Source organism: Klebsiella sp. PCX, assembly GCF_021869705.1.
In the GTDB taxonomy this organism is placed as follows: domain Bacteria; phylum Pseudomonadota; class Gammaproteobacteria; order Enterobacterales; family Enterobacteriaceae; genus Klebsiella; species Klebsiella quasipneumoniae.
Map to the genome: position 1 here is coordinate 4,354,788 of NZ_CP091527.1, position 24,462 is coordinate 4,379,249.

Annotated in this window: 21 protein-coding genes and 1 other RNA gene; 6 read left to right on the plus strand and 16 right to left on the minus strand. The window is 58.3% G+C overall.

All coding sequences use genetic code 11. The annotated features are described in order from the left end of the window. Window positions 1–169: 169 nt before the first annotated feature. Genes ubiI through GQR96_RS20770 form a run of 4 tightly spaced genes read right to left on the minus strand, consistent with a single transcriptional unit; the run spans window position 170 to window position 4,476 of the window. A complete protein-coding gene (gene ubiI, locus GQR96_RS20755; RefSeq protein WP_065905393.1) occupies window positions 170–1,372 on the minus strand; it encodes an FAD-dependent 2-octaprenylphenol hydroxylase in 1,203 nt (400 codons plus the stop codon). A gap of 10 nt (window positions 1,373–1,382) precedes the next feature. Beyond that, window positions 1,383–2,561, minus strand: a complete 1,179-nt coding sequence (gene ubiH / locus GQR96_RS20760; RefSeq protein ID WP_065905395.1) for a 2-octaprenyl-6-methoxyphenyl hydroxylase — start codon at window positions 2,559–2,561, stop codon at window positions 1,383–1,385. Next, window positions 2,558–3,874, minus strand: coding sequence for a Xaa-Pro aminopeptidase (pepP, locus tag GQR96_RS20765; protein ID WP_049116103.1), 1,317 nt, complete (start codon window positions 3,872–3,874; stop codon window positions 2,558–2,560). Before pepP ends, ubiH begins: the two co-directional genes overlap by 4 nt. Window positions 3,875–3,897: 23 nt before the next feature. Next, window positions 3,898–4,476 carry a YecA/YgfB family protein gene (locus GQR96_RS20770; protein WP_002916486.1) on the minus strand — a complete coding sequence of 193 codons (579 nt, stop codon included), beginning with the start codon at window positions 4,474–4,476 and terminating at the stop codon, window positions 3,898–3,900. A gap of 166 nt (window positions 4,477–4,642) precedes the next feature. Between GQR96_RS20770 and zapA the strand changes: the two genes are divergently transcribed. The 3 genes from zapA (at window position 4,643) to GQR96_RS20785 (ending at window position 5,893) form a co-directional block, all read left to right on the plus strand. Further along, complete coding sequence (gene zapA, locus GQR96_RS20775) at window positions 4,643–4,972, plus strand: cell division protein ZapA (RefSeq protein ID WP_004205298.1); 330 nt, start codon at window positions 4,643–4,645, stop codon at window positions 4,970–4,972. 41 nt (window positions 4,973–5,013) lie between these two features. After that, window positions 5,014–5,197: non-coding RNA, 6S RNA (ssrS, locus tag GQR96_RS20780), on the plus strand. Between the two features lie 99 nt (window positions 5,198–5,296). Further along, window positions 5,297–5,893, plus strand: coding sequence for a 5-formyltetrahydrofolate cyclo-ligase (locus GQR96_RS20785; protein WP_004205297.1), 597 nt, complete (start codon window positions 5,297–5,299; stop codon window positions 5,891–5,893). A gap of 83 nt (window positions 5,894–5,976) precedes the next feature. On the opposite strand, the gene serA is transcribed toward GQR96_RS20785, so the two are convergent. Together serA and rpiA are read right to left on the minus strand one after the other, a co-directional pair. Further along, entirely contained in the window at window positions 5,977–7,209 is a 1,233-nt protein-coding gene (serA, locus tag GQR96_RS20790; protein WP_017899786.1) for a phosphoglycerate dehydrogenase, read from the minus strand. Between the two features lie 269 nt (window positions 7,210–7,478). Then, window positions 7,479–8,138 carry a ribose-5-phosphate isomerase RpiA gene (gene rpiA / locus GQR96_RS20795; RefSeq protein WP_002916495.1) on the minus strand — a complete coding sequence of 220 codons (660 nt, stop codon included), beginning with the start codon at window positions 8,136–8,138 and terminating at the stop codon, window positions 7,479–7,481. Between the two features lie 167 nt (window positions 8,139–8,305). On the opposite strand from rpiA, the gene argP reads away from it, so the two are divergent. Further along, the gene (gene argP / locus GQR96_RS20800) at window positions 8,306–9,199 is read left to right on the plus strand and encodes a DNA-binding transcriptional regulator ArgP (protein ID WP_002916497.1); all 894 of its coding nucleotides are present in this window, start codon (window positions 8,306–8,308) and stop codon (window positions 9,197–9,199) included. A gap of 54 nt (window positions 9,200–9,253) precedes the next feature. On the opposite strand, the gene GQR96_RS20805 is transcribed toward argP, so the two are convergent. The 7 genes from GQR96_RS20805 to tkt form a co-directional block, all read right to left on the minus strand. Continuing rightward, on the minus strand, window positions 9,254–10,021 hold the full coding sequence (locus GQR96_RS20805; protein ID WP_004205295.1) for an oxidative stress defense protein: 768 nt from the start codon (window positions 10,019–10,021) through the stop codon (window positions 9,254–9,256). Between the two features lie 89 nt (window positions 10,022–10,110). Next, window positions 10,111–10,746: an arginine exporter ArgO gene (gene argO / locus GQR96_RS20810; protein ID WP_004205294.1), complete on the minus strand. Its 636-nt coding sequence runs from the start codon at window positions 10,744–10,746 to the stop codon at window positions 10,111–10,113. Between the two features lie 151 nt (window positions 10,747–10,897). Continuing rightward, complete coding sequence (locus GQR96_RS20815) at window positions 10,898–11,755, minus strand: small-conductance mechanosensitive channel MscS (RefSeq protein WP_017899785.1); 858 nt, start codon at window positions 11,753–11,755, stop codon at window positions 10,898–10,900. A 190-nt stretch (window positions 11,756–11,945) separates the two neighbouring features. Beyond that, window positions 11,946–13,025 (minus strand): class II fructose-bisphosphate aldolase, encoded by a 1,080-nt coding sequence (gene fbaA, locus GQR96_RS20820; protein WP_004205292.1) that lies wholly within the window; start codon window positions 13,023–13,025, stop codon window positions 11,946–11,948. Window positions 13,026–13,122: 97 nt separating this feature from the next. Then, entirely contained in the window at window positions 13,123–14,286 is a 1,164-nt protein-coding gene (gene pgk / locus GQR96_RS20825) for a phosphoglycerate kinase (RefSeq protein WP_017899784.1), read from the minus strand. Between the two features lie 39 nt (window positions 14,287–14,325). Continuing rightward, complete coding sequence (gene epd / locus GQR96_RS20830) at window positions 14,326–15,354, minus strand: erythrose-4-phosphate dehydrogenase (protein ID WP_004205289.1); 1,029 nt, start codon at window positions 15,352–15,354, stop codon at window positions 14,326–14,328. 387 nt (window positions 15,355–15,741) lie between these two features. Further along, window positions 15,742–17,733 (minus strand): transketolase, encoded by a 1,992-nt coding sequence (gene tkt / locus GQR96_RS20835; protein WP_017899782.1) that lies wholly within the window; start codon window positions 17,731–17,733, stop codon window positions 15,742–15,744. 279 nt (window positions 17,734–18,012) lie between these two features. Here tkt and GQR96_RS20840 point away from each other — a divergent pair, with 279 nt between their 5' ends. Continuing rightward, a complete protein-coding gene (locus GQR96_RS20840) occupies window positions 18,013–18,771 on the plus strand; it encodes a metalloprotease LoiP (protein ID WP_017899781.1) in 759 nt (252 codons plus the stop codon). Window positions 18,772–19,148: 377 nt separating this feature from the next. Further along, a complete protein-coding gene (locus tag GQR96_RS20845; RefSeq protein ID WP_048295584.1) occupies window positions 19,149–20,417 on the plus strand; it encodes an OprD family outer membrane porin in 1,269 nt (422 codons plus the stop codon). Between the two features lie 136 nt (window positions 20,418–20,553). Here the strand turns inward: GQR96_RS20845 and GQR96_RS20850 are convergent, their stop codons facing one another. From GQR96_RS20850 to GQR96_RS20860, 3 genes are read right to left on the minus strand one after another with little or no spacing between them, the layout of a single operon-like run. Beyond that, window positions 20,554–22,194, minus strand: coding sequence for a thiamine pyrophosphate-binding protein (locus GQR96_RS20850; protein WP_069135643.1), 1,641 nt, complete (start codon window positions 22,192–22,194; stop codon window positions 20,554–20,556). Window positions 22,195–22,207: 13 nt separating this feature from the next. Then, a complete protein-coding gene (locus tag GQR96_RS20855) occupies window positions 22,208–23,677 on the minus strand; it encodes an aldehyde dehydrogenase (protein ID WP_004205148.1) in 1,470 nt (489 codons plus the stop codon). A gap of 15 nt (window positions 23,678–23,692) precedes the next feature. After that, window positions 23,693–24,457, minus strand: a complete 765-nt coding sequence (locus GQR96_RS20860; protein WP_017899778.1) for an aspartate dehydrogenase — start codon at window positions 24,455–24,457, stop codon at window positions 23,693–23,695. Between the last annotated feature and the right edge of the window lie 5 nt (window positions 24,458–24,462).

The following is a 24,462-nucleotide window of genomic DNA, read 5'->3' on the forward strand; positions in this document are numbered from 1 at the left end:
GGCACTGATTAGGGAATGATGGTGTTTTGTGCGATTTTATCGTCCTAATTTCTTTAACAAAAAAAAGGACGCATTAATAAATCTAATGCGAAAAAAGAGGTGAAATTAGAATATTTCAAATGAGGGGGAAAACCCGGCGCGCAGGCCGGGTGAAAGAAGTGTGACGCGGTTAACGTAACCAGGCAGGCAGATCGTTGAGGCCCATCGCCTGGCGAATCAGCTGCGGTTTCACGCCCGGCAGCGTATCGGCCAGTTTCAGCCCCATGTCGCGGATGAATTTCTTCGCCGGATGGCTACCGGAAAACATGTCGCGGAAGCCCTGCATGCCCGCCAGCATCAGCGCGGCGCTGTGCTTGCGGCTACGCTCGTAGCGGCGCAGATAAAGATGCTGGCCGATATCCTTGCCCTGGGCGTGCAGGCGCTTCAGTTCGTCAATAAGCTCGGCGGCATCCATAAAGCCGAGATTGACGCCCTGCCCGGCCAGCGGGTGGATGGTATGCGCGGCATCGCCGACCAGCGCCAGGCGGTGGGCGGCGAACTGGCGGGCATAGCGGCCGGTCAGCGGGAAGACTTCACGTGCGCTTTCCAGCTGGCAGAGGCCAAGGCCATTATCGAAGGCGATATTCAACGCCTGATTAAAGGTGGCTTCATCAGCCTCCTGCATCCGCTGCGCCTCCGCCGGCGACAGCGACCAGACGATCGAGCACAGATGCAGATCGCAGAGCGGCAGGAAGGCGAGGATCCCGTTGCCATGGAACGCCTGGCGGGCCACCGCCTGATGCGGCTCAGCGGTACGGATGGTCGCCACCAGCGCATGATGATGGTAATCCCAGAAGGTCAGCGGAATATCGGCTTTATTGCGCAGCCATGAATTGGCACCATCGGCGCCGATCACCAGCCGCGCGGTGAGCATGCTGCCGTCCTGCAGGCTGAGAAAGGCTTCATTCTCGCCCCACGCCACCTGCTGCAGTTGCGCAGGCGCCAGCAGGGTAACGTCAGCGCAACGCTGCGCCTTCTGCCACAGCGCATAATGCACCACAGCGTTTTCAATAATGTGGCCCAGATGGCTGAAGCCCATGCTCTGGTCATCAAAGCTAATGCGGCCGAAGCTGTCTTTGTCCCACACTTCCATGCCGTGATAGCAGCTGGCGCGCTGGGCGACGATCTCTGACCAGACGCCGATGCGGGTCAGTAGCTTTTCGCTGGCGGCGTTAATTGCCGACACGCGCAGCGCCGGCGGCGCATCGGCGGCCAGCGGCTGCGGCTCCGCTTTCTCCAGCACCGCGACGCGCAGGCCGCTGCCCTGTAAACCGCAGGCTACCGCCAGCCCCACCATTCCACCGCCAACAATGGCAACATCAACACTTTGCACGTTCTACTCCTTAACGGGGAACCCAACCGAGGGTACGCTGCGCCAGCGCATCGCGCGCCGGGGTAAATAATTCCATGGCCATCAGACCGACATTGCGCCCCACCACCAGCGGCGCCCAACGGTTGGCAAACAGATGCACCAGCCCATCGGTCACGCCGATGGTGGTGGCTTTATCCCCTGCCCTGCGCGCCTGATAGCGACACAGCAGCGGATAATGGCCGACATCTTCGCCGCTGAGATGGGCGTCAGCGAGCAACTCCGCCAGGCTCATCACATCGCGCAGGCCGAGATTAAAGCCCTGCCCGGCAATCGGGTGCAGCGTCTGCGCCGCGTTGCCGACCAGCGCCAGGCGGTGCAACACCGCGCGGCTGGCGGTGGTGAGAGCCAGCGGATAGACGCTGCGCTTCCCGGCGTGAGTAATGCGCCCCAGCCGCCAGCCGAACGCCTGCTGCAGCTCCTGACAAAAACGTTCGTCAGACCAGCTCAGCACCTCATCGCGGCGCGACTGCGGATGACACCACACCAGCGAGCAGCGCCCTTGCGACATCGGCAGCATCGCCAGCGGGCCATGCTCGGTAAAACGTTCGAACGCGCGGCCTTCGTGGGGCAGCGCGGTGCTCACGTTGGCGATAATCGCCAGTTGCTCATAGGGCTGCTGTTGCCAGCTGATGCCGCAGCGGGCGCCCAGCGACGAACGCGAACCGTCCGCCGCCACCAGCAGCTTACCGCTGATCGTTTCGCCCCCCTCAAGGGTAAGGCTGACGCTCTCCTGGCTGCGACTGACCGCTTCCACTTTCGCCGGGCAATGTAGCGTCACGCCCGGCGCCTCGCGCAGCAGGCTAAACAGTCGCTGGCCGACATCGTGGAGTTCAACTACCTGACCCAGCGCCGACAGGCTATAATCCGCCGCCGCCAGATTCACAAAACCAGCATGGCCGCGGTCGCTGACATGTACCCGCTGGATAGGCGTCGCCCGCTCGGCGAGACGTTGCCAGACGCCGATGCGCGCCAGTTGCTGGCAGGTGCCGGCGGCCAGGGCGATCGCCCGGTCGTCGAAGCCGGGATGGCGAGCCGACTGGGGATCCTGCGCCTCAATCAGATGGACCGGCAGCGCGCCGCCGGTCATACGGGAGATGGCCAGGGCGAGCGTCGCGCCGGTCATCCCGCCGCCGACAATCAGCACGCTCATGACTGGCGCGCCGCCGCCATCAGCGCCTCGATCTCATCTGCCTTCTTCACCACGCCAGCGGTGAGATTTTCGTTGCCGTCTTCAGTAATCACGATGTCATCTTCAATACGAATGCCGATGCCGCGATACTGCGCCGGTACGTCGGCGTCGGCGGCGATATACAGCCCCGGCTCGACGGTCAGCACCATTCCCGGTTCCAGGACGCGCGAACGGTCGGTGTCGTAATTACCGACATCGTGCACATCCAGCCCCAGCCAGTGGCTCAGACCGTGCATAAAGTACGGGCGGTGGGCGTTGTTGGCGATCAGCTCGTCAACCTCGCCTTTGAGGATCCCGAGCCGCACCAGGCCGGTGATCATGATGCGCACCACTTCCTGATTCACCTGGCAGATTGAGGTGCCCGGGCGGTAGAGTTCCAGCGCGGTCTCCAGCGATTCCAGCACGATATCGTAGATTTCGCGCTGCGGCTGGCTGAATTTGCCGTTCACCGGGAAGGTGCGGGTAATGTCGCCGGCGTAGCCGCGATACTCGCAGCCGGCGTCAATCAGCACTAAATCGCCGTCGCGCAGTTCAGATTCGTTTTCGGTGTAGTGCAGAATGCAGCCGTTTTCGCCGCCGCCAACGATGGTGTTATAGGAGGGGAAACGCGCGCCGTGGCGATTGAATTCATGAAGAATTTCGCCTTCCAGCTGATACTCGAACATGCCTGGGCGGCATTTTTCCATCGCCCGGGTATGGGCCAGAGCGCTAATTTCACCGGCGCGGCGCATCACGGCCAGCTCTTCCGCCGATTTGAACAGGCGCATCTCATGCACAATGGGCCGCCAGTCGATGACCGAGTTCGGCGCCTGCAGGTTCTGGCGCGAGCCTTTGCGAAGTTTTTCGAGGGCGTTGAACACAATCTGATCGGCATAGGCATATTCGCCCTGGGCGAAATAGATAGCGTCCAGACCGTTGAGCAGCTGATACAGCTGCTGGTTGATTTCGCTGAACGCCAGCGCCCGGTCAACGCCAAGCTTCGCCGGCGCGGCCTCCTGGCCCAGACGGCGACCGAACCAGATCTCAGCGGTCAGATCGCGAACCCGGTTGAACAGCACGCTATGGTTGTGGGTTTCATCGCTTTTAATCAACACCAGCAGCGCTTCCGGTTCGTTGAAGCCGGTGAAGTACCAAAAATCGCTGTTCTGCCGGTAGGGATATTCCGAATCTGCACTGCGCACCGCTTCCGGTGCGGCGAAAATCAGCGCCGCGCTGCCTGGCTGCATCTGCGCCAACAGCGCCTGGCGACGCGAGAGAAATTCCTGCTGAGTCATGACGCCCCCTGAACGAATTTTAGTTAGTGTAATGTCGGTTTGCGGACTTCCGGTGCGGTTGGCTGCTGACGCGCAAAGGTGTCGTGGCACAGCAGTGCGGCAACGCGGACATACTCGATAATCTCCTCCAGAGACATCTCCAGCTCTTCCTGATCTTCGTCTTCATCGTAGCCCAGCTGGGCAATATTACGCAGATCGTCAATCGCTTCCCCGGTTTCGTCTTTCACTTTATCCAGCTTCGGCTGGCTCACGCCAAGGCCAAGAAGGAAGTGGTTGACCCAGCCGGCGAGAGCGTCGGCGCGATCAAAGACGCTCACCGCATCGCCTTCCGGCAGATACAGTTGAAAGAGGAAGCCGTCGTCATCCAGTGAGTCGCTGATGGCGGAATGCATGTTACGCAGCGCCTGGGCCAGCTCATGGCCGAAGGCGAGACCTTCGTTGGTCAGGTCGTGCACCAGCGGCTGCCAGCTGCTGTCCGTGTTGCCGCCGCACAGCAATCCGCTGATCAAACCGTGCATCTCGGCCGGGGTAAGCCCTACCCCTTGTTGGTTCAGTAACTGGTCTACATCGTTGTAACCAGGCATTTCGTTCTGTATAGACATGCGCATTCGTCATCGTTGGGAGGAATATTCATGGTATGCTACCACTTTGGACCCTGGTGAACCAGAATAGGGCTTGTATCTTCGCACCAGGGTAGCTATAGTGTCGCCCCTTCGCAGACCCGGGTCAGGGTGTGAAGGCAGCGCAGTCAATCAGCAGGAAGGTGGCATGTCTGCACAACCCGTAGATCTCCAAATTTTCGGCCGTTCACTGCGAGTGAATTGCCCGCCTGAACAAAGGGATGCCCTGAATCAGGCAGCTGAAGACCTTAATCAGCGGTTGCAAGATTTAAAAGAACGCACTAGAGTCACAAATACTGAGCAGCTGGTCTTCATCGCCGCGTTGAACATCAGCTATGAGTTGACTCAGGAAAAAGCGAAGACCCGCGACTACGCTTCCAGCATGGAGCAGCGCATTCGCATGCTTCAGCAGACCATCGAGCAAGCATTGCTTGAGCAAGGTCGCATAAGCGAAAGACCAGGGTCGAAGTTTGAATAACACTTTGCAGTTAACTGTGTTAGAGTAACTCCAGGAACAAAATTTCTCTGAGATGTTTGCAAGCGGGCCAGTCCCCTGAGCCGATATTTCATACCACAAGAATGTGGCGCTCCATGGTTGGTGAGCATGCTCGGTCCGTCCGAGAAGCCTTAAAACCGTGACGACACATTCACCTTGAACCAAGGGTTCAAGGGTTACAGCCTGCGGCGGCATCTCGGAGATTCCCTTCCTCACTTCGCATTATTCCCCAACACCTGTTTTCGGCTGACGCCGCACTGTATTACACTGCTTTCTATTGTTTCGCCTGCTCGCCATGAGACCTGCATGACCCTACAGCCCGATACCCTGCTTTCCCGCCAGCATATTCGCCAGCAGATCCGCGAGCGTCGACGCGCGCTCAGCCCTGAGCAACAGCGGCAGTTTGCCCTGCAGGCCGCAGAGCGAATGATGGCCTGGCCGCCGGTGGTTCTCGCCCACACCGTGGCGCTGTTTCTCTCCTTTGACGGCGAGCTGGACACCCAACCGCTGATTGACCAGCTCTGGCGGGCCGGCAAGCGAGTGTATCTCCCGGTGCTGCATCCGTTTAGCCCCGGTAACCTGTTGTTTTTACATTACCATCCGCAGAGCGAACTGATAGTGAATCGCCTGAAGATCCGCGAACCGAAGCTCGACGTGCGCGACGTGCTGCCGCTCGCTGATCTCGATGTGCTGGTCACCCCGCTGGTGGCCTTCGATGCCGGCGGACAACGCCTGGGGATGGGTGGCGGTTTTTACGACCGGACGCTGCAAAACTGGCAGCAGTATCGCCTGCAGCCGGTGGGCTACGCGCACGACTGCCAGCAGGTGGACACCCTGCCGAGCGAAGAGTGGGATATCCCGCTGCCGGCGGTGATCACCCCGGGCAAAACCTGGTGTTGGTAGGTACGTGGGGAGAAGAATTTCAGCCTGGAAGGTGTTAACAAAAAAACGGGCAGGCACGCGACCTGCCCGAGAGGCAAAAATGGTTAGAACAGCAGACGGGCGCGGATAGTCCCCGGGATCGCTTTCATTGCCTGCAGCGCCTGCTGGGCAACATCTTCTTCCGCTTCGATATCAATAACCACGTAACCCATCTGCGGCGACGTTTGCAGATACTGGGCGGCAATGTTGATGCTCTGCGCGGCGAAGATCTGGTTGATGGCTGTCAGGATGCCCGGCCGGTTCTCATGGATGTGCAGAAGACGGCGTCCACCGTGCAGCGGCAGAGAAACTTCCGGGAAGTTGACCGCCGACAGGGTAGACCCATTGTCAGAGTACTTCGCCAGCTTGCCGGCCACTTCCAGACCGATGTTCTCCTGCGCTTCCTGAGTGGAGCCACCGATATGCGGAGTCAGGATCACGTTATCAAACTCGCACAGCGGCGAAGTGAAGGGGTCGCTGTTGGTCGCGGGTTCGGTCGGGAAGACGTCGATCGCCGCCCCGGCCAGATGCTTACTCGCCAGCGCATCGCATAGCGCCGGAATATCCACCACGGTACCGCGGGAGGCGTTGATCAGCAGCGCGCCCGGCTTCATCAGCGCCAGCTCTTCCGCGCCCATCATATTTTTGGTGGAGGCGTTTTCCGGCACGTGCAGGCTGACCACATCACTCATGTTCAGCAGGTCGGAGAGATGCTGTACCTGAGTGGCGTTGCCCAGCGGCAGTTTGTTTTCAATATCATAGAAGAAGACATGCATCCCCAGCGATTCCGCCAAAATGCCGAGCTGGGTGCCGATGTGGCCGTAACCGATAATCCCCAGTTTCTTGCCGCGTGCTTCAAAGCTCCCCACCGCCAGCTTATTCCATACGCCGCGATGCGCCTTAGCGTTGGCTTCCGGCACGCCGCGCAGCAGCAGCAGCAGCTCACCGATCACCAGCTCGGCCACCGAACGGGTATTGGAGAATGGCGCGTTAAACACCGGAATACCGCGCTTCGCGGCGGCGTCCAGATCGACCTGGTTGGTACCGATGCAGAAGCAGCCGACGGCAACCAGTTTTTCCGCCGCGGCGAAAATCTCTTCAGTCAGGTGGGTACGGGAACGCAGGCCGATGAAATGGGCATCACGGATCGACGCTTTCAGCTGTTCGGAATCCAGCGCGCCTTTATGAAATTCAATGTTGGTGTAACCTGCCGCGCGAAGGCTATCGATTGCCTTTTGATGCACACCTTCAACCAGCAGAAATTTAATCTTGTCTTTTTCCAGTGATACCTTAGCCATTTCCCCGTCCTGTTTTGTCTTAACTGATGTCGTGCTGAACGAAAGTTCGTCTCAGCAACATATCAAAAAAAACTATCGCGGCAATATTAACGTTTGCGTCGCTGTCCTGAAGAAATGTCATTCAGAAGGAAATGGCAGGACAAAACACCAGAAAGATAATGAACGGTAGCGCGTTAATCAGAATGGTTGCACAAATGTGACAGAAGTCACTAAATTGCGCCAGGTGAAAAAATATTTGCGAGGGAGCCGGTTGGCTCCCTGCGGACAGACTATTTTACGATGGTTTTCACACCGTCAGCGGTGCCGATCAGCGCCACGTCGGCGCCGCGGTTGGCGAACAGCCCCACGGTCACGACGCCAGGAATGCCGTTAATCGCGTTTTCCAGCGCGATAGCATCGAGAATTTCCAGGCCGTGCACGTCAAGGATCACGTTGCCGTTATCGGTCACCACGCCCTGACGGTATTCCGGACGGCCGCCCAACTTGACCAGCTGGCGCGCCACGGCGCTGCGCGCCATCGGAATGACCTCAACCGGCAGCGGGAATTTACCCAGAATATCGACCTGCTTGGAGGCATCGGCGATGCAGATAAATTTATCCGCTACCGAGGCGATGATCTTCTCACGGGTCAGCGCCGCGCCGCCGCCTTTGATCATCTGCATGTGGCCGTTGATCTCATCCGCGCCGTCAACGTAGATCCCCAGGCGATCGACGCTGTTGAGATCGAAGACGGTGATCCCGAGGCTTTTCAGCTTCTCGGTGGAGGCATCGGAGCTGGAAACCGCCCCTTCGATTTGCCCCTTCATGGTGCCCAGCGCGTCAATAAAATGGGCCGCCGTCGAGCCGGTGCCTACGCCCACAATGGTCCCTGGCTGTACGTATTGCAGCGCCGCCCAACCTACCGCTTTTTTCAGTTCATCCTGCGTCATAATTATGGTCCGAGATGTGAATGCCTGTGGCGCATTATAGAACATCGACAGTGGAAATGTCCCTGCGATGCAGATCACACAACAGAGCAGACCAATTTCGTCTGTATCAAATAAAAATTTATGTCATAGTGCGAGATAACGATTAGTTATGGGGGCACGCCAGAATAATGAAACGACCGGACTACAGGACACTACAAGCGCTGGACGCGGTGATTAGAGAACGAGGATTTGAGCGCGCCGCGCAGAAGCTATGTATTACCCAGTCCGCCGTCTCACAGCGTATTAAGCAACTGGAAAATATGTTCGGCCAGCCGCTGCTGGTACGTACCGTGCCGCCGCGCCCAACCGAGCAAGGGCAAAAATTGCTGGCGCTGTTGCGCCAGGTTGAACTGCTGGAGGAAGAGTGGCTGGGGGACGAGCAGACTGGCTCCACGCCGCTGCTGCTGTCGCTGGCGGTGAACGCCGACAGTCTGGCGACCTGGCTGCTGCCGGCGCTGGCTAATGTGCTGTCGGACTCCCCTATTCGTCTCAACCTGCAGGTGGAAGATGAAACCCGCACCCAGGAACGCCTGCGCCGTGGCGAAGTGGTCGGCGCGGTAAGTATCCAGCCACAGGCGCTGCCAAGCTGCCTGGTGGATCAGCTCGGCGCGCTCGATTACCTGTTTGTCGCCTCAAAAGAGTTTGCGCAACGCTATTTCCCCAACGGCGTAACGCGCTCGGCGCTGCTGAAAGCGCCGGTCGTCGCTTTCGATCATCTGGATGATATGCATCAGGCATTTCTGCAGCAAAACTTCGACCTGCCGCCGGGTAGCGTCCCCTGCCATATCGTCAACTCGTCGGAAGCCTTCGTCCAGCTGGCGCGCCAGGGCACCACCTGCTGCATGATCCCCCATCTGCAGATCGAAAAAGAGCTCAACAGCGGCGAGCTTATCGACCTCACTCCCGGCCTGTTTCAGCGCCGTATGCTTTACTGGCACCGCTTTGCCCCGGAAAGCCGCATGATGCGCCGGGTGACCGATGCGCTCATCGACTACGGCCACAAGGTGCTGCGTCAGGATTAAGCCGCGGGCATAAAAAAAGCCACTTCGCTGAAGTGGCTTTTTTGTTTCTATCGCTTACTGGGCCGGTTTCGGCGCTTCAGCCGGTTTCGCCGGCGTGGCCGGGGCCGCAGCCTGCGCCGGCTGCAGTTCAAACACGACGTCGACCTGGTCGTCAAACTGGATTGTGGCCTGCTCGTAGGTTTCCTGGGCGGAAACCGGCGCAGCGTCAGCGGCCTTCATCATGCGAACCATCGGGCTCGGCTGATAATTAGAGACGTGGTAGCGCACGCTGTACACCGGACCCAGCTTGCTGTGGAAACCTGCGGCCAGCTCCTGCGCCTGATGCACGGCGTCGTCGATCGCCGCTTTACGCGCTTTATCTTTGTAGGCGTCCGGTTGCGCAACGCCCAGCGAGACGGAGCGAATTTCGTTCAGACCGGCTTTCAGGGCGCCGTCCAGCAGACCGTTGAGTTTATCCAGCTGGCGCAAGGTCACTTCGACAGTGCGCACCGCGCGATAGCCTTTGAGAATGCTTTTCCCGTTCTGATAGTCGTAATCAGGTTGGGTGCGCAGATTCGCCGAGTTGATGTCTTTTTTCGCAATGCCGCTCTTTTCGAGGAAAGAGAGGTATTGCGCAACGCGATCGTCAGCCTGTTTTTTTGCCGATGCGGCATCTTTTGCCGCCACGTTCACTTCGATCGCCAGGGTGGCGATATCCGGAACCGCAGCAACGCTTGCTGTGCCTGAAGTCACAATATGCGGACCGTCCGGCAATTCGCTGGCCTGTGCCGCCATCGTGCTAAATCCGAGTGTTGCCGCCAGGGCTAAGACTTTTAACTTCACTGTCGTTTCTCCATGTTACTTAAATCGCCCTTACGGGACGCATGCCAGCAAGCTTAGCGCGTACAGCGGGAAAGTCCATCGGACAACGCTTAGTTGAGCAACGCCTGGATATGGCCGACGCCCTCTTTTGCCAGCTGAAACGCAATAAACCACATGACGGCGCCGACCACAATGTTGATGATCCGCTGGGCTCTGGCGGTACGCAGCCGCGGCGCCAGCCAGGCGGCCAACAGTGCCAGACCAAAGAACCACAGGAAAGAGGCGCTAATGGTTCCCAGCGCAAACCAGCGCTTCGGCTCCATCGCCAGCTGGCCTCCCAGGCTGCCCAACACCACAAAGGTATCCAGATAAACGTGCGGATTCAGCCAGGTGACCGCCAGCATAGTGATAATGATTTTCCAGCGCCCCTGCTGCATCACCTCGGCGCTGGCGAGCTCAAGATTCTGGCTGAACGCTGTTTTCAATGCGCCAAAGCCGTACCACAGTAAAAAGGCCACGCCGCCCCAGGTCACGAGCGCCAGTAGCCAGGGGGACTGCATCAGCAGCGCGCTGCCGCCAAAAATGCCGGCGCAGATCAGCAGCAAGTCGCTGACGGCGCACAGCAAGGCAATCATCAGGTGATACTGACGACGGATCCCCTGGTTCATCACGAAAGCATTTTGGGGGCCAAGCGGCAAAATCATTGCCGCCCCCAGGGCAAGCCCCTGAAAGTAATAGGTAAACATGAGGATTTTTCCGCTGTGTTCGAGAGTGGCGCTGACTATAACGCGAATAAATTATTAGCGGAAATTGAAAGTATTAATCGTTAATAAGCAAAACTAATAATGAGCCATTAAAAAAGGCCGGCATCGCCGGCCTGAGTCACTGAGTGGCGGTTTACTCGGCTTTTTCCGGCAGACGCACCACATGAACATCCATCTGCGGATAAGGGAAGCTGATGCCGTTGGCGTCAAATTCACGCTTGATGCGCTCGAGGATATCCCAGTAGACGTTTTGCAGATCGCTGCTTTTGCTCCAGACGCGCACCACGAAGTTCACCGACGAGGCGCCGAGTTCGTTCAGGCGAACCGTCATTTCCCGATCGCGCAGAATACGATCGTCAGATTCGATAATCGAGGTCAGGAGCTGCTTCACCTTGTCGATATCGGCATCGTAAGAGACGCCGATAATAAACTCATTGCGGCGCGCCGGTTCACGGGAGAAGTTAATGATGTTGCCGGCGATGATTTTGCCGTTCGGCACCACCACCACTTTACCGTCGGCGGTACGCAGGGTAGTGGAGAAAATCTGTACGTTAAGCACCGTACCCGCTACACCGCCAAGGTCGACATACTCGCCGGCGCGGAAAGGGCGGAACATCACCAGCAGTACGCCAGCCGCGAGGTTAGACAGTGATCCCTGCAGCGCCAGACCGACGGCTAAACCCGCGGCGCCCAGCACCGCAATGACCGAGGCGGTCTGCACGCCCACGCGTCCCAGGGCGGCAATCAGCGTAAAGGCGATAACCGCATAGCGCACCAGCGCGGAGAGGAAATCGGCAACGGTGGCGTCAATTTTACGCGCCAGCATCAGGCGGTTGACGGTATTAGAGACGACGCGCGCCACGATCATCCCGACGATCAGGATAGCGATAGCCGCGACGATGTTGACGGCATAGCTCAGCAGCAGCTCCTGGTTGCGTGCCAGCCACGTCCCGGCGTGGTTGATGCTATCGACAACGTTCAAATCTTCCATTTAACATTCCTTATGAATCCCCCAGGGGGAAGTAAATAACTCAGCCTGCGACAGGGCAGTCAGGTTATAGGGTAAACAATAAGTGCACGTTTTGCCAAATGGATCACAGTTTTCTGCCGCGCTATCCTGTTGTTAAGATAATAAAAAAGCCCGCATTGCTGCGGGCTTCGGGGTAAGAAACAGATTTTTCTTACAGAACGTCGATCGCGTTCAGCTCTTTAAATGCCTGCTCCAGACGAGTCACCATGGAAGTCTGTGCAGCACGCAGCCATACGCGCGGGTCGTAGTATTTCTTGTTCGGCTGGTCTTCGCCTTTCGGGTTGCCCAGCTGGCCCTGCAGGTAAGCTTCGTTCGCTTTGTAGTACTGCAGGATACCGTCCCAGGTTGCCCACTGGGTGTCGGTATCGATGTTCATTTTCACTACGCCGTAGCTGACGGAGTCTTTGATTTCCTGAGCGGAAGAACCGGAACCGCCGTGGAAGACGAAGTTCAGGCTGTTGTGCGGCAGGTTGTGTTTCTTGGAAACATATTCCTGAGAATCGCGCAGGATAGTCGGGGTCAGAACGACGTTACCCGGTTTGTACACGCCGTGTACGTTACCGAAGGAAGCGGCGATGGTGAAGCGCGGGCTGATTTTGCTCAGCTCGGTGTACGCGTAATCCACGTCTTCCGGCTGGGTGTACAGGGCGGAAGCGTCCATGTGGCTGTTGTCCACGCCGTCTTCTTCGCCACCGGTGCAACCCAGTTCGATTTCCAGGGTCATGTCCATTTTGGCCATGCGCGCCAGGTATTTAGAGCAGATTTCGATGTTTTCGTGCAGGGACTCTTCAGACAGGTCGATCATGTGAGAAGAGAACAGCGGTTTGCCGGTAGCGGCGAAGTGTTTTTCACCCGCGTCCAGCAGGCCGTCGATCCACGGCAGCAGTTTCTTCGCGCAGTGGTCAGTGTGCAGGATAACCGGCACGCCGTAGTGCTCAGCCATCTGGTGCACGTGGTGCGCGCCAGAGATAGCGCCGAGGATAGCAGCACCCTGAGGAACGTCAGTTTTCACGCCTTTACCTGCGATGAACGCTGCGCCGCCGTTAGAGAACTGAACGATAACCGGAGAGCGTACTTTCGCAGCAGCTTCCAGAACGGCGTTGATGGAGTCAGTCCCTACGCAGTTTACCGCTGGCAGTGCAAAGTTGTTTTCTTTCGCTACCTGGAACACTTTCTGAACGTCGTCGCCAGTGATGACGCCCGGTTTTACGAAATCAAAAATTTTAGACATGTTACTTAGTCCTGTATCTGTATCTTCGACCGTTGAAGAAGGTTCGCGAGCCCTTAAGCGCGCTGAAAAACAGGCGGGTTTCCCCGCCTGAACTGAATTACTGCTTAGCGCGCTCTTCGAGCATCGCTACTGCCGGCAGGACTTTGCCTTCGACGAATTCAAGGAACGCGCCGCCGCCAGTGGAGATGTAGGAAATTTTGTCAGCGATGCCGAACAGGTCGATCGCTGCCAGGGTGTCACCGCCGCCGGCGATGGAGAAACCTTCGCTGTCCGCGATAGCGTTAGCCACGATTTCAGTCCCTTTACGGAAGTTCGGGAATTCGAATACGCCAACCGGGCCGTTCCACAGAATGGTTTTGGCGTTCTTCAGAATTTCAGCCAGTTTCTGTGCGGAAACGTCGCCAAGGTCCAGGATCTGCTCATCATCTTTGATGTCGTTAACAGATTTCAGAGTCGCCGTTGCGGTTTCGGAGAACTCGGTCGCGACGCGAACGTCAGTCGGAACCGGGATATCGCAGGTGCTCAGCAGGCGCTTGGCTTCATCAACCAGGTCCGCTTCGTACAGGGATTTGCCGACGTTGTGGCCCTGGGCGGCAACGAAGGTGTTAGCGATACCGCCGCCGACGATCAGCTGGTCAGCGATTTTAGACAGGGAATCCAGCACGGTCAGCTTAGTGGATACTTTAGAACCACCGACGATAGCGACCATCGGACGAGCCGGCTCTTTCAGCGCTTTACCCAGCGCGTCCAGTTCAGCGGCCAGCAGCGGGCCTGCGCACGCCACGTCAGCAAATTTGCCGATACCGTGGGTGGAAGCCTGCGCGCGGTGCGCGGTACCGAAGGCGTCCATCACGAACACGTCGCACAGCGCGGCGTATTTTTTAGACAGCGCTTCGTCGTCTTTTTTCTCGCCTTTGTTAAAGCGAACGTTTTCCAGCACCACCAGCTCGCCGGCAGCCACTTCAACGCCGTCCAGGTAGTCTTTAACCAGACGTACCGGGCTGGACAGTTTGTCTTTCAGGTAATTAACAACCGGCAGCAGAGAGAATTCTTCGTTGTACTCGCCTTCGGTCGGACGACCCAGGTGGGAGGTTACCATCACTTTCGCGCCCTGCTTCAGCGCCAGTTCGATGGTCGGCAGAGATGCACGGATACGCGCGTCGCTGGTTACTTTCCCGTCTTTAACTGGTACGTTCAGATCCGCACGGATAAAAACGCGTTTACCAGCCAGATCCAGATCGGTCATCTTAATTACAGACATGGTGAATCCTCTCGTTGATTCATAAAGTTTTGTCGACGTTTACGCGTCGAACCTGAAACCAATAGCCGCCATCGCTAACGTCGTGTCGAGCATTCGGTTAGCAAAGCCCCATTCGTTATCGCACCAGACCAGCGTTTTGATCAGATGCGCGCCACTGACCCGGGTTTGCGTGCCATCAACAATAGCACTGTGCGGATCGTGGTTAAAATCTGTCGAGACCAACGGTAATTCCGTATAGTCAACTATACCATGAAATGCACCTTGTGCTGCTTTTTGCAGCAACTGGTTGACTTCACATGCTTTTACCGGTTTTTTAACCGTCACGCTCAGGTCAATTGCCGTCACGTTTATCGTCGGCACCCGCACGGCAATCGCTTCAAAACGGTCGTTAAACTGCGGGAAAATACGGGTTATCCCTGCCGCCAGTTTGGTATCCACCGGAATGATCGACTGGCTGGCCGCGCGGGTACGCCGGAGATCCGGATGATAGGCGTCAATCACCTGCTGGTCATGCATCGCCGAGTGAATGGTGGTGACGGTGCCGGACTCGATGCCATAGGCATCATCTAACAGTTTAATGATCGGAATAATGCAGTTGGTGGTACAGGAGGCGTTGGAGACAATACGGTGCTCGGCGCGGAGTTCATCCTGATTGACGCCGTACACCACCGTCGCGTCGAGGTCGTTGCCGCCGGGATGGGAGAAGAGCACTTTCTTCGCCCCAGCCTGCAGGTGCGCCTCACCGTGCTCACGGCTTCCGTAAACGCCGGTGCAGTCGAGCACCACGTCTACCGCCAGCTCGCGCCAGGGCAGCGCCGCAATGGTCGGCTCGTGCAGCAGACGGATGGCATCATCGCCAACAAACAGCTGCTCGCGCTCCTGACGAACATCCCAGGCGAAACGGCCATGGCTGGTGTCATATTTCAACAAATGCGCGATGCCCGCAGCATCCGCCAGCTCATTGATTGCCACCACGGTGATTTCCGCACGGCGCCCGGATTCATATAGCGCACGAACCACATTGCGTCCAATACGACCGAAGCCATTAATCGCGATGCGAATGGTCATAGATCTCCTGCAAGGCTGTCCCTGTGATGAGGTGGCTGACAGAGTAATCCAGCTACGCTCTGAGGGAAACCTTACCAGCTGCAAACTGCGACTGATTGATTAATTGTCGAACATTTAAACGACTGAAACGCTTCAGCTAGAATAAGCCAAACGAGGAATAAAAGGAATGTTTGTCCAGCGCAATAAACCAGCTATATGACTCACATCACATTTTTGCTGGAATAATTTACAACCGTATTACATGGTTCAGGAATAGCAGATACAAAAAAGCCGGGTGACGAGGTAAAAGCAAAAACGGTAACCCAGGGGTTACCGTTTTTGGTGCTTGCCCCCCTCTCCTGTGGGAGAGGGTTGGGGTGAGGGCATTAGCCCGCACCGTACCAGCGATTACAGCAGCGCTTTCGCTTTAGCGACCACATTGTCGACGGTGAAGCCGAACTCTTCGAACAGCTGCTCAGCCGGCGCAGACTCACCGAAGGTGGTCATGCCAACGATAGCGCCGTTCAGGCCAACATATTTGAACCAGTAGTCAGCGATACCCGCTTCCACGGCAACGCGCGCGGTCACGGCTTTCGGCAGTACGGATTCACGATAAGCCGCATCCTGCTTGTCGAACGCGTCGGTGGACGGCATGGAGACCACGCGCGCCTTCACGCCTTCGGCGGTCAGTTTGTCCCACGCGGCAACCGCCAGCTCAACTTCAGAACCGGTGGCGATGAAGATCAGCTCCGGCTGGCCGGCGCAATCTTTCAGCACGTAACCGCCGCGGGCCACGTTCGCCAGCTGCTCTGCGGTACGCTCCTGCTGCGCCAGGTTCTGACGGGACAGGATCAGCGCGGTCGGGCCGTCCTGACGCTCAACGCCATATTTCCACGCAATCGCGGATTCCACCTGGTCACACGGACGCCAGGTGGACATGTTCGGGGTCACACGCAGGGAAGCCACCTGCTCTACCGGCTGGTGAGTCGGGCCATCTTCGCCCAGACCGATGGAGTCATGGGTGTAGACCATCACCTGACGCTGCTTCATCAGCGCCGCCATACGTACCGCGTTACGCGCATATTCCACGAACATCAGGAAGGTGGAGGTGTACGGCAGGAAACCGCCGTGCAGCGCGATACCGTTGGCGATAGCGGTCATACCGAACTCACGCACGCCGTAGTGAATGTAGTTACCGGCAGTATCTTCGTTGATCGGCTTAGAACCAGACCACAGGGTCAGGTTGGACGGCGCCAGGTCAGCGGAGCCGCCGAGGAATTCCGGCAGCAGCGGACCGAACGCTTCGATGGCGTTCTGAGAGGCTTTACGGCTGGCGATTTTCGCCGGGTTGGCCTGCAGCTTCGCGATGAACTCGTTGGCTTTCGCGTCGAAGTCAGACGGCATCTCGCCTTTCATACGACGGGTGAATTCGGCGGCTTCCTGCGGGAAAGCTTTGGCGTAGGCAGCGAACTTCTCATTCCAGGCCGCTTCTTTCGCCTGGCCAGCTTCTTTGGCATCCCACTGCGCATAGATGTCAGACGGGATGTCAAACGGCGCGTGTTTCCAGCCCAGCGCTTCGCGGGTCAGGGCGATTTCGGCGTCGCCCAGCGGCGCGCCGTGGGAGTCGTGGGTACCGGCTTTGTTCGGCGAACCGAAACCGATGATGGTTTTGCACATCAGCAGGGACGGTTTGTCGGTAACCGCGCGTGCTTCTTCTACCGCGCGTTTGATGGCGTCAGCGTCGTGACCGTCAACGCCGCGCACCACGTGCCAGCCGTAGGCTTCAAAGCGTTTGGCGGTATCGTCGGTGAACCAGCCTTCAACGTGGCCGTCGATGGAGATGCCGTTGTCATCATAGAAGGCCACCAGTTTGCCCAGCTTCAGGGTACCAGCCAGGGAGCACACTTCGTGAGAAATGCCTTCCATCATGCAGCCATCGCCCATGAAAGCGTAGGTGTAGTGGTCGACGATGTCGTGCCCCGGACGGTTGAACTGCGCCGCCAGAGTTTTCTCGGCGATAGCCATCCCGACCGCGTTAGCGATACCCTGGCCCAGCGGACCGGTAGTGGTTTCCACGCCCGCGGTGTAGCCGACTTCCGGGTGGCCCGGCGTTTTAGAGTGCAGCTGGCGGAAGTTTTTCAGCTCTTCAATCGGCAGATCGTAGCCAGTGAGGTGCAGCAGGCTGTAAATCAGCATCGAACCATGGCCATTGGACAGTACAAAACGGTCACGGTCAGCCCAGGCCGGATTGTTCGGGTTATGGTTCAGGAAATCACGCCACAGCACTTCGGCAATGTCAGCCATACCCATCGGGGCACCCGGGTGGCCGGATTTGGCTTTCTGTACAGCGTCCATGCTCAGCGCACGAATAGCGTTAGCAAGCTCTTTACGTGAGGACATTTTGACTCCAGTTCGGACTGTTGAAGGCCATGCCCTTAACGACTTGACGAGAGCGCGTTTTGGGCTACGCCGGAAAAAAGTGTGAACAATGTAACCCAAGCGACAAGTCATGTACATGGAGCATCCTTTTGCCCTTTAAGAAATCTCTGGAACAGGTTGTGCTACGCCGGAATCCGCTCGCCCGTATCCTGCGATACTCTTTATAATTTACGCAGAATACGGTTCCCTGCCGTCGCCGTATTGTCGGATAAACAACCATAAGATTGTGGAAGATAAAAAATGAAAATTCGCTCAACCGTACTTGCTCTTGGGATCGCAGCAACGCTCACCGGATGTCAGAACATGGACTCCAACGGTCTGCTCAGCTCAGGGGCCGAAGCCTTCCAGGCATACTCCCTCAGCGACGCGCAGGTGAAAACCTTAAGCGACCAGGCCTGTAAAGAGATGGACGCCAAAGCGAAAATCGCCCCGGCCAGCAGTGAATACAGCCAGCGGCTGAACAAAATCGCGGCTGCGCTGGGCGATAACATCAATGGTCAGCCCGTGAACTACAAGGTCTATGAGACCAAGGATGTCAACGCCTTCGCCATGGCCAACGGCTGCATCCGCGTCTACAGCGGGCTGATGGATCTGATGAACGATAATGAAGTCGAGGCGGTGATCGGCCACGAAATGGGCCACGTCGCGCTGGGCCACGTGAAGAAAGGGATGCAGGTTGCCCTGGGCACCAACGCCGTGCGCGCGGCGGCGGCCTCCGCCGGCGGCATCGTCGGCAGCCTGTCCCAGTCGCAGCTCGGCGATCTGGGTGAAAAACTGGTGAACTCGCAGTTCTCCCAGCGCCAGGAATCGGAAGCGGACGACTACTCTTACGATCTGCTGCGTAAGCGCGGCATCAATCCGTCGGGACTGGCCACCAGCTTCGAAAAACTGGCCAAGCTGGAAGCCGGCCGTCAGAGCTCCATGTTTGACGATCACCCGGCATCGGAAGCCCGCGCCCAGCATATTCGCGATCGCATGAAGGCCGACGGGATTAAATAACCGCCAGCGGGAGGCATGTCTGCCTCCCTTTTTTATCTACCAGTAAAAATATTTAGCCGCATCAATTGATAATTTAAGCGCACAAACCGTTAATTATGATTGCACCTCGTCGCAGCCAATTATTTTATATGCTGTTACTCAGCAATATATTATTTGGCAAATGAAAAACGGCGTACGCAATCCGCCTTTCAGAACCGGGTTCGACCAAATATTAAATAGTCCACCCCTCTTCGCCAAACGCAGCCAGCGCGCGCCACACCGCTTGTTTCCTGCCGATACCATTGCTCACACAATGATTGCTTTCGACATTATTTCAGGAGAATATCGCGATTGCAGTGATTCCCTTGAATATATCGACAGACAGAGAAGTGCCCTCAGTGAAAAAAGAATTACCATTCATCGCACTTGGCATTATTGCCGCCGCACCGGCTTTCGCCAGCCAACAATCGACCAGCCAGGGCTTTATTGACGACAGTCATCTGGATCTCTTTTTACGTAACGCTTATATCAAACGCGATTATCGCGATGGGCTGCCGGATAAAGCCGAATGGGGCCAGGGAATTATCGCCACCTTCGCATCCGGCTTTACCCAGGGGCCGGTCGGCTTCGGCGTGGACGGCATCGCCCAGTACGCCGTGCGTCTCGACGGCGGCCGCGGCCGTAGCGGCGCGGGCGGCATCGACTTTTTCGCCCAGGATGACGACGGCCGGGCAAAATCCGACCTCGCGAAATTCGGCGCCACCGGCAAAATGCGCTTTTCGAATACCGTGCTCAGCTACGGCAGCCAGCGCCCAATGCTGCCCATCGTCTACGCCGACGACTCGCGCCTGCTCTACGAGAGCTATACCGGCACCATGCTGACCTCACGCGAAATCGACGGTCTGGACATTAACGCCGGTTATCTCACCGATCAGCAGCGCAAAAGCGACGACAGCCACAATAGCGGCCTGAAGAGCCTGACCTTTGGCGGCGCCAGCTATCAATTCAACGACCAGCTCAGCGGCGCGCTATACGCTTCACACGTCGAGGACGTGCTGAATAAGCAGTATCTCGGCCTGAACTACAAGCAGCCGTTCGCCGCCAGCCAGCAGCTGATTCTCGATTTCAACGGCTATCACTCACGTCTGGATCAAGAATATGCCGATGCCAATGACACCGGACGCAGTAACAACATCTGGAGTCTGGCCGCCAGCTATATCTGGGATATTCATACCTTTAAAGTCGCTTACCAGCAAAGCAGCGGCAGCACCGGCTACCACTATGGCGGCTACCAGAACCAGGGCGGTGTCGGCGATGGCGGGAACACCATCTGGCTGGCCAACTCCTACTGGTCTGATTTTAACGGGGAAGATGAACGTTCCTGGCAGGCATCGTACGGACTGGATTTTGCCGGGCTGGGGCTACCGGGGCTGACCTGGACCACCGCCTACGTGCGCGGGGATAACATTAAAACGTCAGAGACCAGCAACGGCAAAGAACACGAATGGTTCAATCAGGTTCAATACCAGGTGCAAAACGGGGCGGCGAAAGATTTGAAATTCAGACTCCGGTATTCGGTACTGCGGGTTTCCAGCAACGCCAGCGACTATAACGTCAGCGGCAATGAAGTGCGGTTCTACGTCGAATATCCGTTTAACGTGTTTTAAGCACGTCATGAACCCTCTCCTGCGGGTCGGCCCTCTCCCGGCGCGCAGGAGCAACCGTCCGGCGCCTTGATTAACCCCCTGTGCCGTACGGTACCCTCTCCCCGGAAGGGAGAGGGTTGGGGTCACTGGGTTATCATTAATACAGCGTCTTCTGCGGCGGGCCGGCAAAGCGCAGCGCGCCAATCTGGCCCATCTTCACTTCCACCACCGATGGCCCCGGCATCGCCAGCGCCTCGGTCATCACCGCCTGAAAATCCTCAGCCCGATCCACGCTCCACGCCTGCAGACCCATCGCCTGCGCCAGCAGGGTAAAGTCCGGCGTGTGCAGCTCGTTGTAATACTGGCGACCGCCAAAGTACTTATCCTGAATACCGCGCATTACGCCGTAGCCGCCGTCGTTCATAATCAACAGCGTCACGTTGGCCTTCTCCTGCGCCAGAGTCGCCACTTCGCCAAGGTTCAGGCTCAGGCCGCCGTCGCCAACCAGGCCGACCACTTTCCGTTGCGGATTGGCAATCGCGGTGCCCACCGCCATCGGCAGCCCCATACCGATGGCTCCGGCCAGAGAATGGATATTCATCAGCGGACCGTGAGCGCGGAACAGACGGCTGCCCCACAGGCTGCCGGAAACGGTAATATCGCGCACCAGAATGCCGTCATCGGGCAGCGCCTGCGCAATCGCGTCATTCAATTTAGCGTAAGCGCCGCACTGGTCGCGCAGCCCCTGCTCCGCCGCCTCTACCGCCTCTTTAAGTTGGCTATCCCAATGCGCATCGCCCCACATCCGGCCCTGTACCCGCTTCGCCAGCGCGTCTAATAAAGCGCGGCAGTCCGCCACCAGCGTGTTGTCCATCAGGTAGTTACGGCTGGCCGCCGCCGGGTCGATATCAATCTGCACCCTCGGCGTGGGCAGCGCCAGCGTCCACGAGCGCGTTTCGTTGCTGCGCAGCCGGGAACCGGCCACAAGTGTGAAATCACATTGTGAAATCAGCGCTTCTACCGAGGGAGAATTATGAAACGCGCGCAGGCTGGCGCGATGGCTGTCCGACAGAATGCCGCGGCCGTGGGTGCTGGAGATCACCGTCACCCCGGCATCCGCCAGCGTCTTCACCGCCTCGCCGCTCTCTAACGCGCCGCCGCCAAGCCACAGCAAGGGCCGCTTCGCCTGCTTAAGCTGCGCCCACAGCGCATCGACCATCGCCGGTTCCGGCTCAACCGCCGGAGCGCGTTTCAGCGGCGCGGTCAGCAGTGAAGGCGGAATTTTGGCGCTCTGAATGTCGATTGGGATCTCCACCGAGACCGGGCCGCACGGCGGCGTCTGCGCCTCCTGAATCGCCTTATGCAGGATAGCCACCGCCTGGTTGGCGTTGCTAATGCGGTAAGCGCGCTTCGAACTGGCTTTCAGAAAGGTCAACTGATCGCGGGTTTCGTGAATAAAACCGGTGTCGGCGTCCAGCCAGGCTTTTTCGACCTGTCCGGTCAGGTGCAGCAGCGGCGTACCGGCGTTCATCGCCTCAACCAGCGCGCCGACCGCATTACCCGCCCCCGCGCCGGTACTGGTCAGCGCCACGCCGAGCCCGGAAAAACGGCCGTGGGCGTCAGCCATGGTCACCGAGCCCGCTTCACCTCGCGCCGGAACAAAGCGGATTTTTTCCCGCTGGCCGACGGCGTCGGCGATCGGCAGGTTATGGATAGAAATGACGCCATAAATGGCTTCAACGTGATACTGCTCCAGCGTTCTGGCGATGGCATCGCCGACGGTTATCATTTCGCTCATTGCTCACCCTTTCTCAGTCGCACCAGTGGTTGACGCTATTACCCGTCGCCAGATAAATGCTCTTTTGCTGCATCCAGGCTTTCAGCCCCTGGATCCCTTTTTCGCGGCCCAGACCACTCTCTTTAAAGCCCCCAAACGGGGTCGAAATGGAGAAAACTTTGTAGGTGTTGATCCACACCGTACCGGCTTCCAGCTGCTCGCTCAGACGCAGCGCGCGGCCGGTATCGCGCGTCCAGATCCCCGCCGCCAGCCCAAAGACCGAATCATTGGCCTCACGGATTAACGCCGCTTCATCGCGAAAACGCATCGCCACCAGCACCGGCCCGAAGATCTCTTCCTGGCAAACGCGGGCCTGATTGTTCAGCCCTTCAATGATGGTCGGCAGGAAATAGCTGCCTGCCGCCAGCGCCGGATCCGCCGGGATCTCGCCGCCGCATAGCACCCTGCCGCCTTCGCGTTTCGCCAGCTCGACGTACTCCTGCACGCTCTGGCGGTGTTTATCGTTGATCAGCGGCCCGACGTGGGTGCCAGCGTTGAACGGGTGACCAACCCGCAGCCCTTGGGTTAACTCCAGCAGGCGGGCCATTAATTGCGGGTACACTCTGTCATGAACAAACAGCCGCGAGCCGGCAATACAGGCCTGGCCGCCGGAGCTGAAAATGCCGTAGCAGATGCCCCGCGCCGCCTGTTCGATATCGGCATCTTCCAGCACGATGGTCGGTGATTTGCCGCCCAGCTCCAGCGACGCCGGGATCAGTTTTTCCGCCGCCACATGCGCCAGGTGACGTCCGGTGGTGGTGCCGCCGGTAAAGGAAATTTTGCGCACCTTAGGATGGCGGGCCAGCGCATCGCCGATAATCGATCCTTTACCCGGCAGCACGCTCAGCAGTCCGGCGGGTAAACCGGCCTGCTCAAAGATCTTCGCCAGCTCCAGCGCCATCAGCGGCGTGGCTTCCGCCGGTTTGAGGATCACCGCATTTCCGGCGGCGATCGCCGGGGCCACCTTCTGCATTTCGCTGGCGATCGGCGAGTTCCACGGGGTGATCGCCGCCACCACGCCCAGCGGCTCATAGCGGCTCAGGGTCAATAGATCCGCCTGCCGCGGCGTCGGCAGCTCGCCCTCCAGCAGTTCACAGGCGGCGGCAAAATAGCGCGCCGTCCCCGCCGCGCTCATCACCAGTCCCCGCGCCTCAGCCAGCGGCTTACCGTTATCGCGGCTCTGCTTTTGGCTTAACTCATCAAGTTGCACCTCTATCAGTTCCGCGACCTTATGCAGGATCTTCGCCCGCTGATGCGGCAGCATCGCCCGCCACGTTGGCTCCCGCCAGGCGCGGTCGGCACAGTCGATCGCCTCCTGCAGATCATCGAGGCTTGCCGCATGCAGCGCCGCGTTAATAGCGCCATCCGCCGGAAACTGGCTGTGCATCAAATTGCCGCCGCCGCGACGCCACTGGCCGCCGATAAAAATGTCTAATTCGTCCATCTCAGCCTCTCTGCGTTATGCCAGTTCACGGCAGGCGCGTACCGCGCTCAGTGCCGCGAGGGTCGATGTTTTCGGATTGCTGGCGAGCGGCAGGCCGCTCAGCTCAAGGTGAAACTCGCCGAACAATCCTTCGGCGTGTAGCGTATGGGTGTTGCGTTGCGTAGCCGGATCGACCATCAGCTGTACCCGGGTCGCGTCAAGGCCGATACCGCCCAGCGCGATGGTTGCCGCCACGTTGGCATTCGCAGGGAATAACCGGGCCGCCTCGCGGGCGCTGCCCTCAAAGAAAATCTGCGCTTCATTGACCGCGCTGAGGTCGATAAGCTGTTCAGCATAGCTACCGCGCCAACTGGCCGGGCTTTTACGCGACCGATAGGTCACTCGTTCAAGCCCCCCCTCTTTCGCCGCCGCCAGGCCATCTATTCCGGCCACCGCGCCAGCCAGCAGCGTCAGCTTGCCACCCGCCTGGCGTAAACGCTGTTCCAGTTCGCTGTCCGCCAACGCACCGGTCGAGATCACCGCCAGATGCCAGCCGCGCGCCAGCACCGCTTCGCCGTACTGCGCGACCGCCTGCTGACTGGCGCATTCCAGCACCAGATCCGGCGTCCCACCGCATTGCAGCGGATCGGTAAGCGGCGTCACCGTTTGACCAAACTGCAGGCAGATCGCTGCGTGATGCGATTCGCGCGCCACGATCCACTCCACCCTCACCTGCGGCGGCAGGCGTTCAATCACCGCCTGGGCCATCGCGCCATAGCCAATTAACATGACCTTTTTCATCATCT

Bases quoted from the DNA above. Each gene is read 5' to 3' on its own strand.
- ubiH (WP_065905395.1), bottom strand. From the start codon at position 2,561: ATGAGCGTGCTGATTGTCGGCGGCGGGATGACCGGCGCGACGCTCGCC.
- pepP (WP_049116103.1), bottom strand. From the start codon at position 3,874: ATGACTCAGCAGGAATTTCTCTCGCGTCGCCAGGCGCTGTTGGCGCAG.
- GQR96_RS20770 (WP_002916486.1), bottom strand. From the start codon at position 4,476: ATGTCTATACAGAACGAAATGCCTGGTTACAACGATGTAGACCAGTTA.
- zapA (WP_004205298.1), top strand. From the start codon at position 4,643: ATGTCTGCACAACCCGTAGATCTCCAAATTTTCGGCCGTTCACTGCGA.
- GQR96_RS20785 (WP_004205297.1), top strand. From the start codon at position 5,297: ATGACCCTACAGCCCGATACCCTGCTTTCCCGCCAGCATATTCGCCAG.
- serA (WP_017899786.1), bottom strand. From the start codon at position 7,209: ATGGCTAAGGTATCACTGGAAAAAGACAAGATTAAATTTCTGCTGGTT.
- rpiA (WP_002916495.1), bottom strand. From the start codon at position 8,138: ATGACGCAGGATGAACTGAAAAAAGCGGTAGGTTGGGCGGCGCTGCAA.
- argP (WP_002916497.1), top strand. From the start codon at position 8,306: ATGAAACGACCGGACTACAGGACACTACAAGCGCTGGACGCGGTGATT.
- argO (WP_004205294.1), bottom strand. From the start codon at position 10,746: ATGTTTACCTATTACTTTCAGGGGCTTGCCCTGGGGGCGGCAATGATT.
- GQR96_RS20815 (WP_017899785.1), bottom strand. From the start codon at position 11,755: ATGGAAGATTTGAACGTTGTCGATAGCATCAACCACGCCGGGACGTGG.
- fbaA (WP_004205292.1), bottom strand. From the start codon at position 13,025: ATGTCTAAAATTTTTGATTTCGTAAAACCGGGCGTCATCACTGGCGAC.
- pgk (WP_017899784.1), bottom strand. From the start codon at position 14,286: ATGTCTGTAATTAAGATGACCGATCTGGATCTGGCTGGTAAACGCGTT.
- epd (WP_004205289.1), bottom strand. From the start codon at position 15,354: ATGACCATTCGCATCGCGATTAATGGCTTCGGTCGTATTGGACGCAAT.
- tkt (WP_017899782.1), bottom strand. From the start codon at position 17,733: ATGTCCTCACGTAAAGAGCTTGCTAACGCTATTCGTGCGCTGAGCATG.
- GQR96_RS20840 (WP_017899781.1), top strand. From the start codon at position 18,013: ATGAAAATTCGCTCAACCGTACTTGCTCTTGGGATCGCAGCAACGCTC.
- GQR96_RS20850 (WP_069135643.1), bottom strand. From the start codon at position 22,194: ATGAGCGAAATGATAACCGTCGGCGATGCCATCGCCAGAACGCTGGAG.
- GQR96_RS20855 (WP_004205148.1), bottom strand. From the start codon at position 23,677: ATGGACGAATTAGACATTTTTATCGGCGGCCAGTGGCGTCGCGGCGGC.
- GQR96_RS20860 (WP_017899778.1), bottom strand. From the start codon at position 24,457: ATGAAAAAGGTCATGTTAATTGGCTATGGCGCGATGGCCCAGGCGGTG.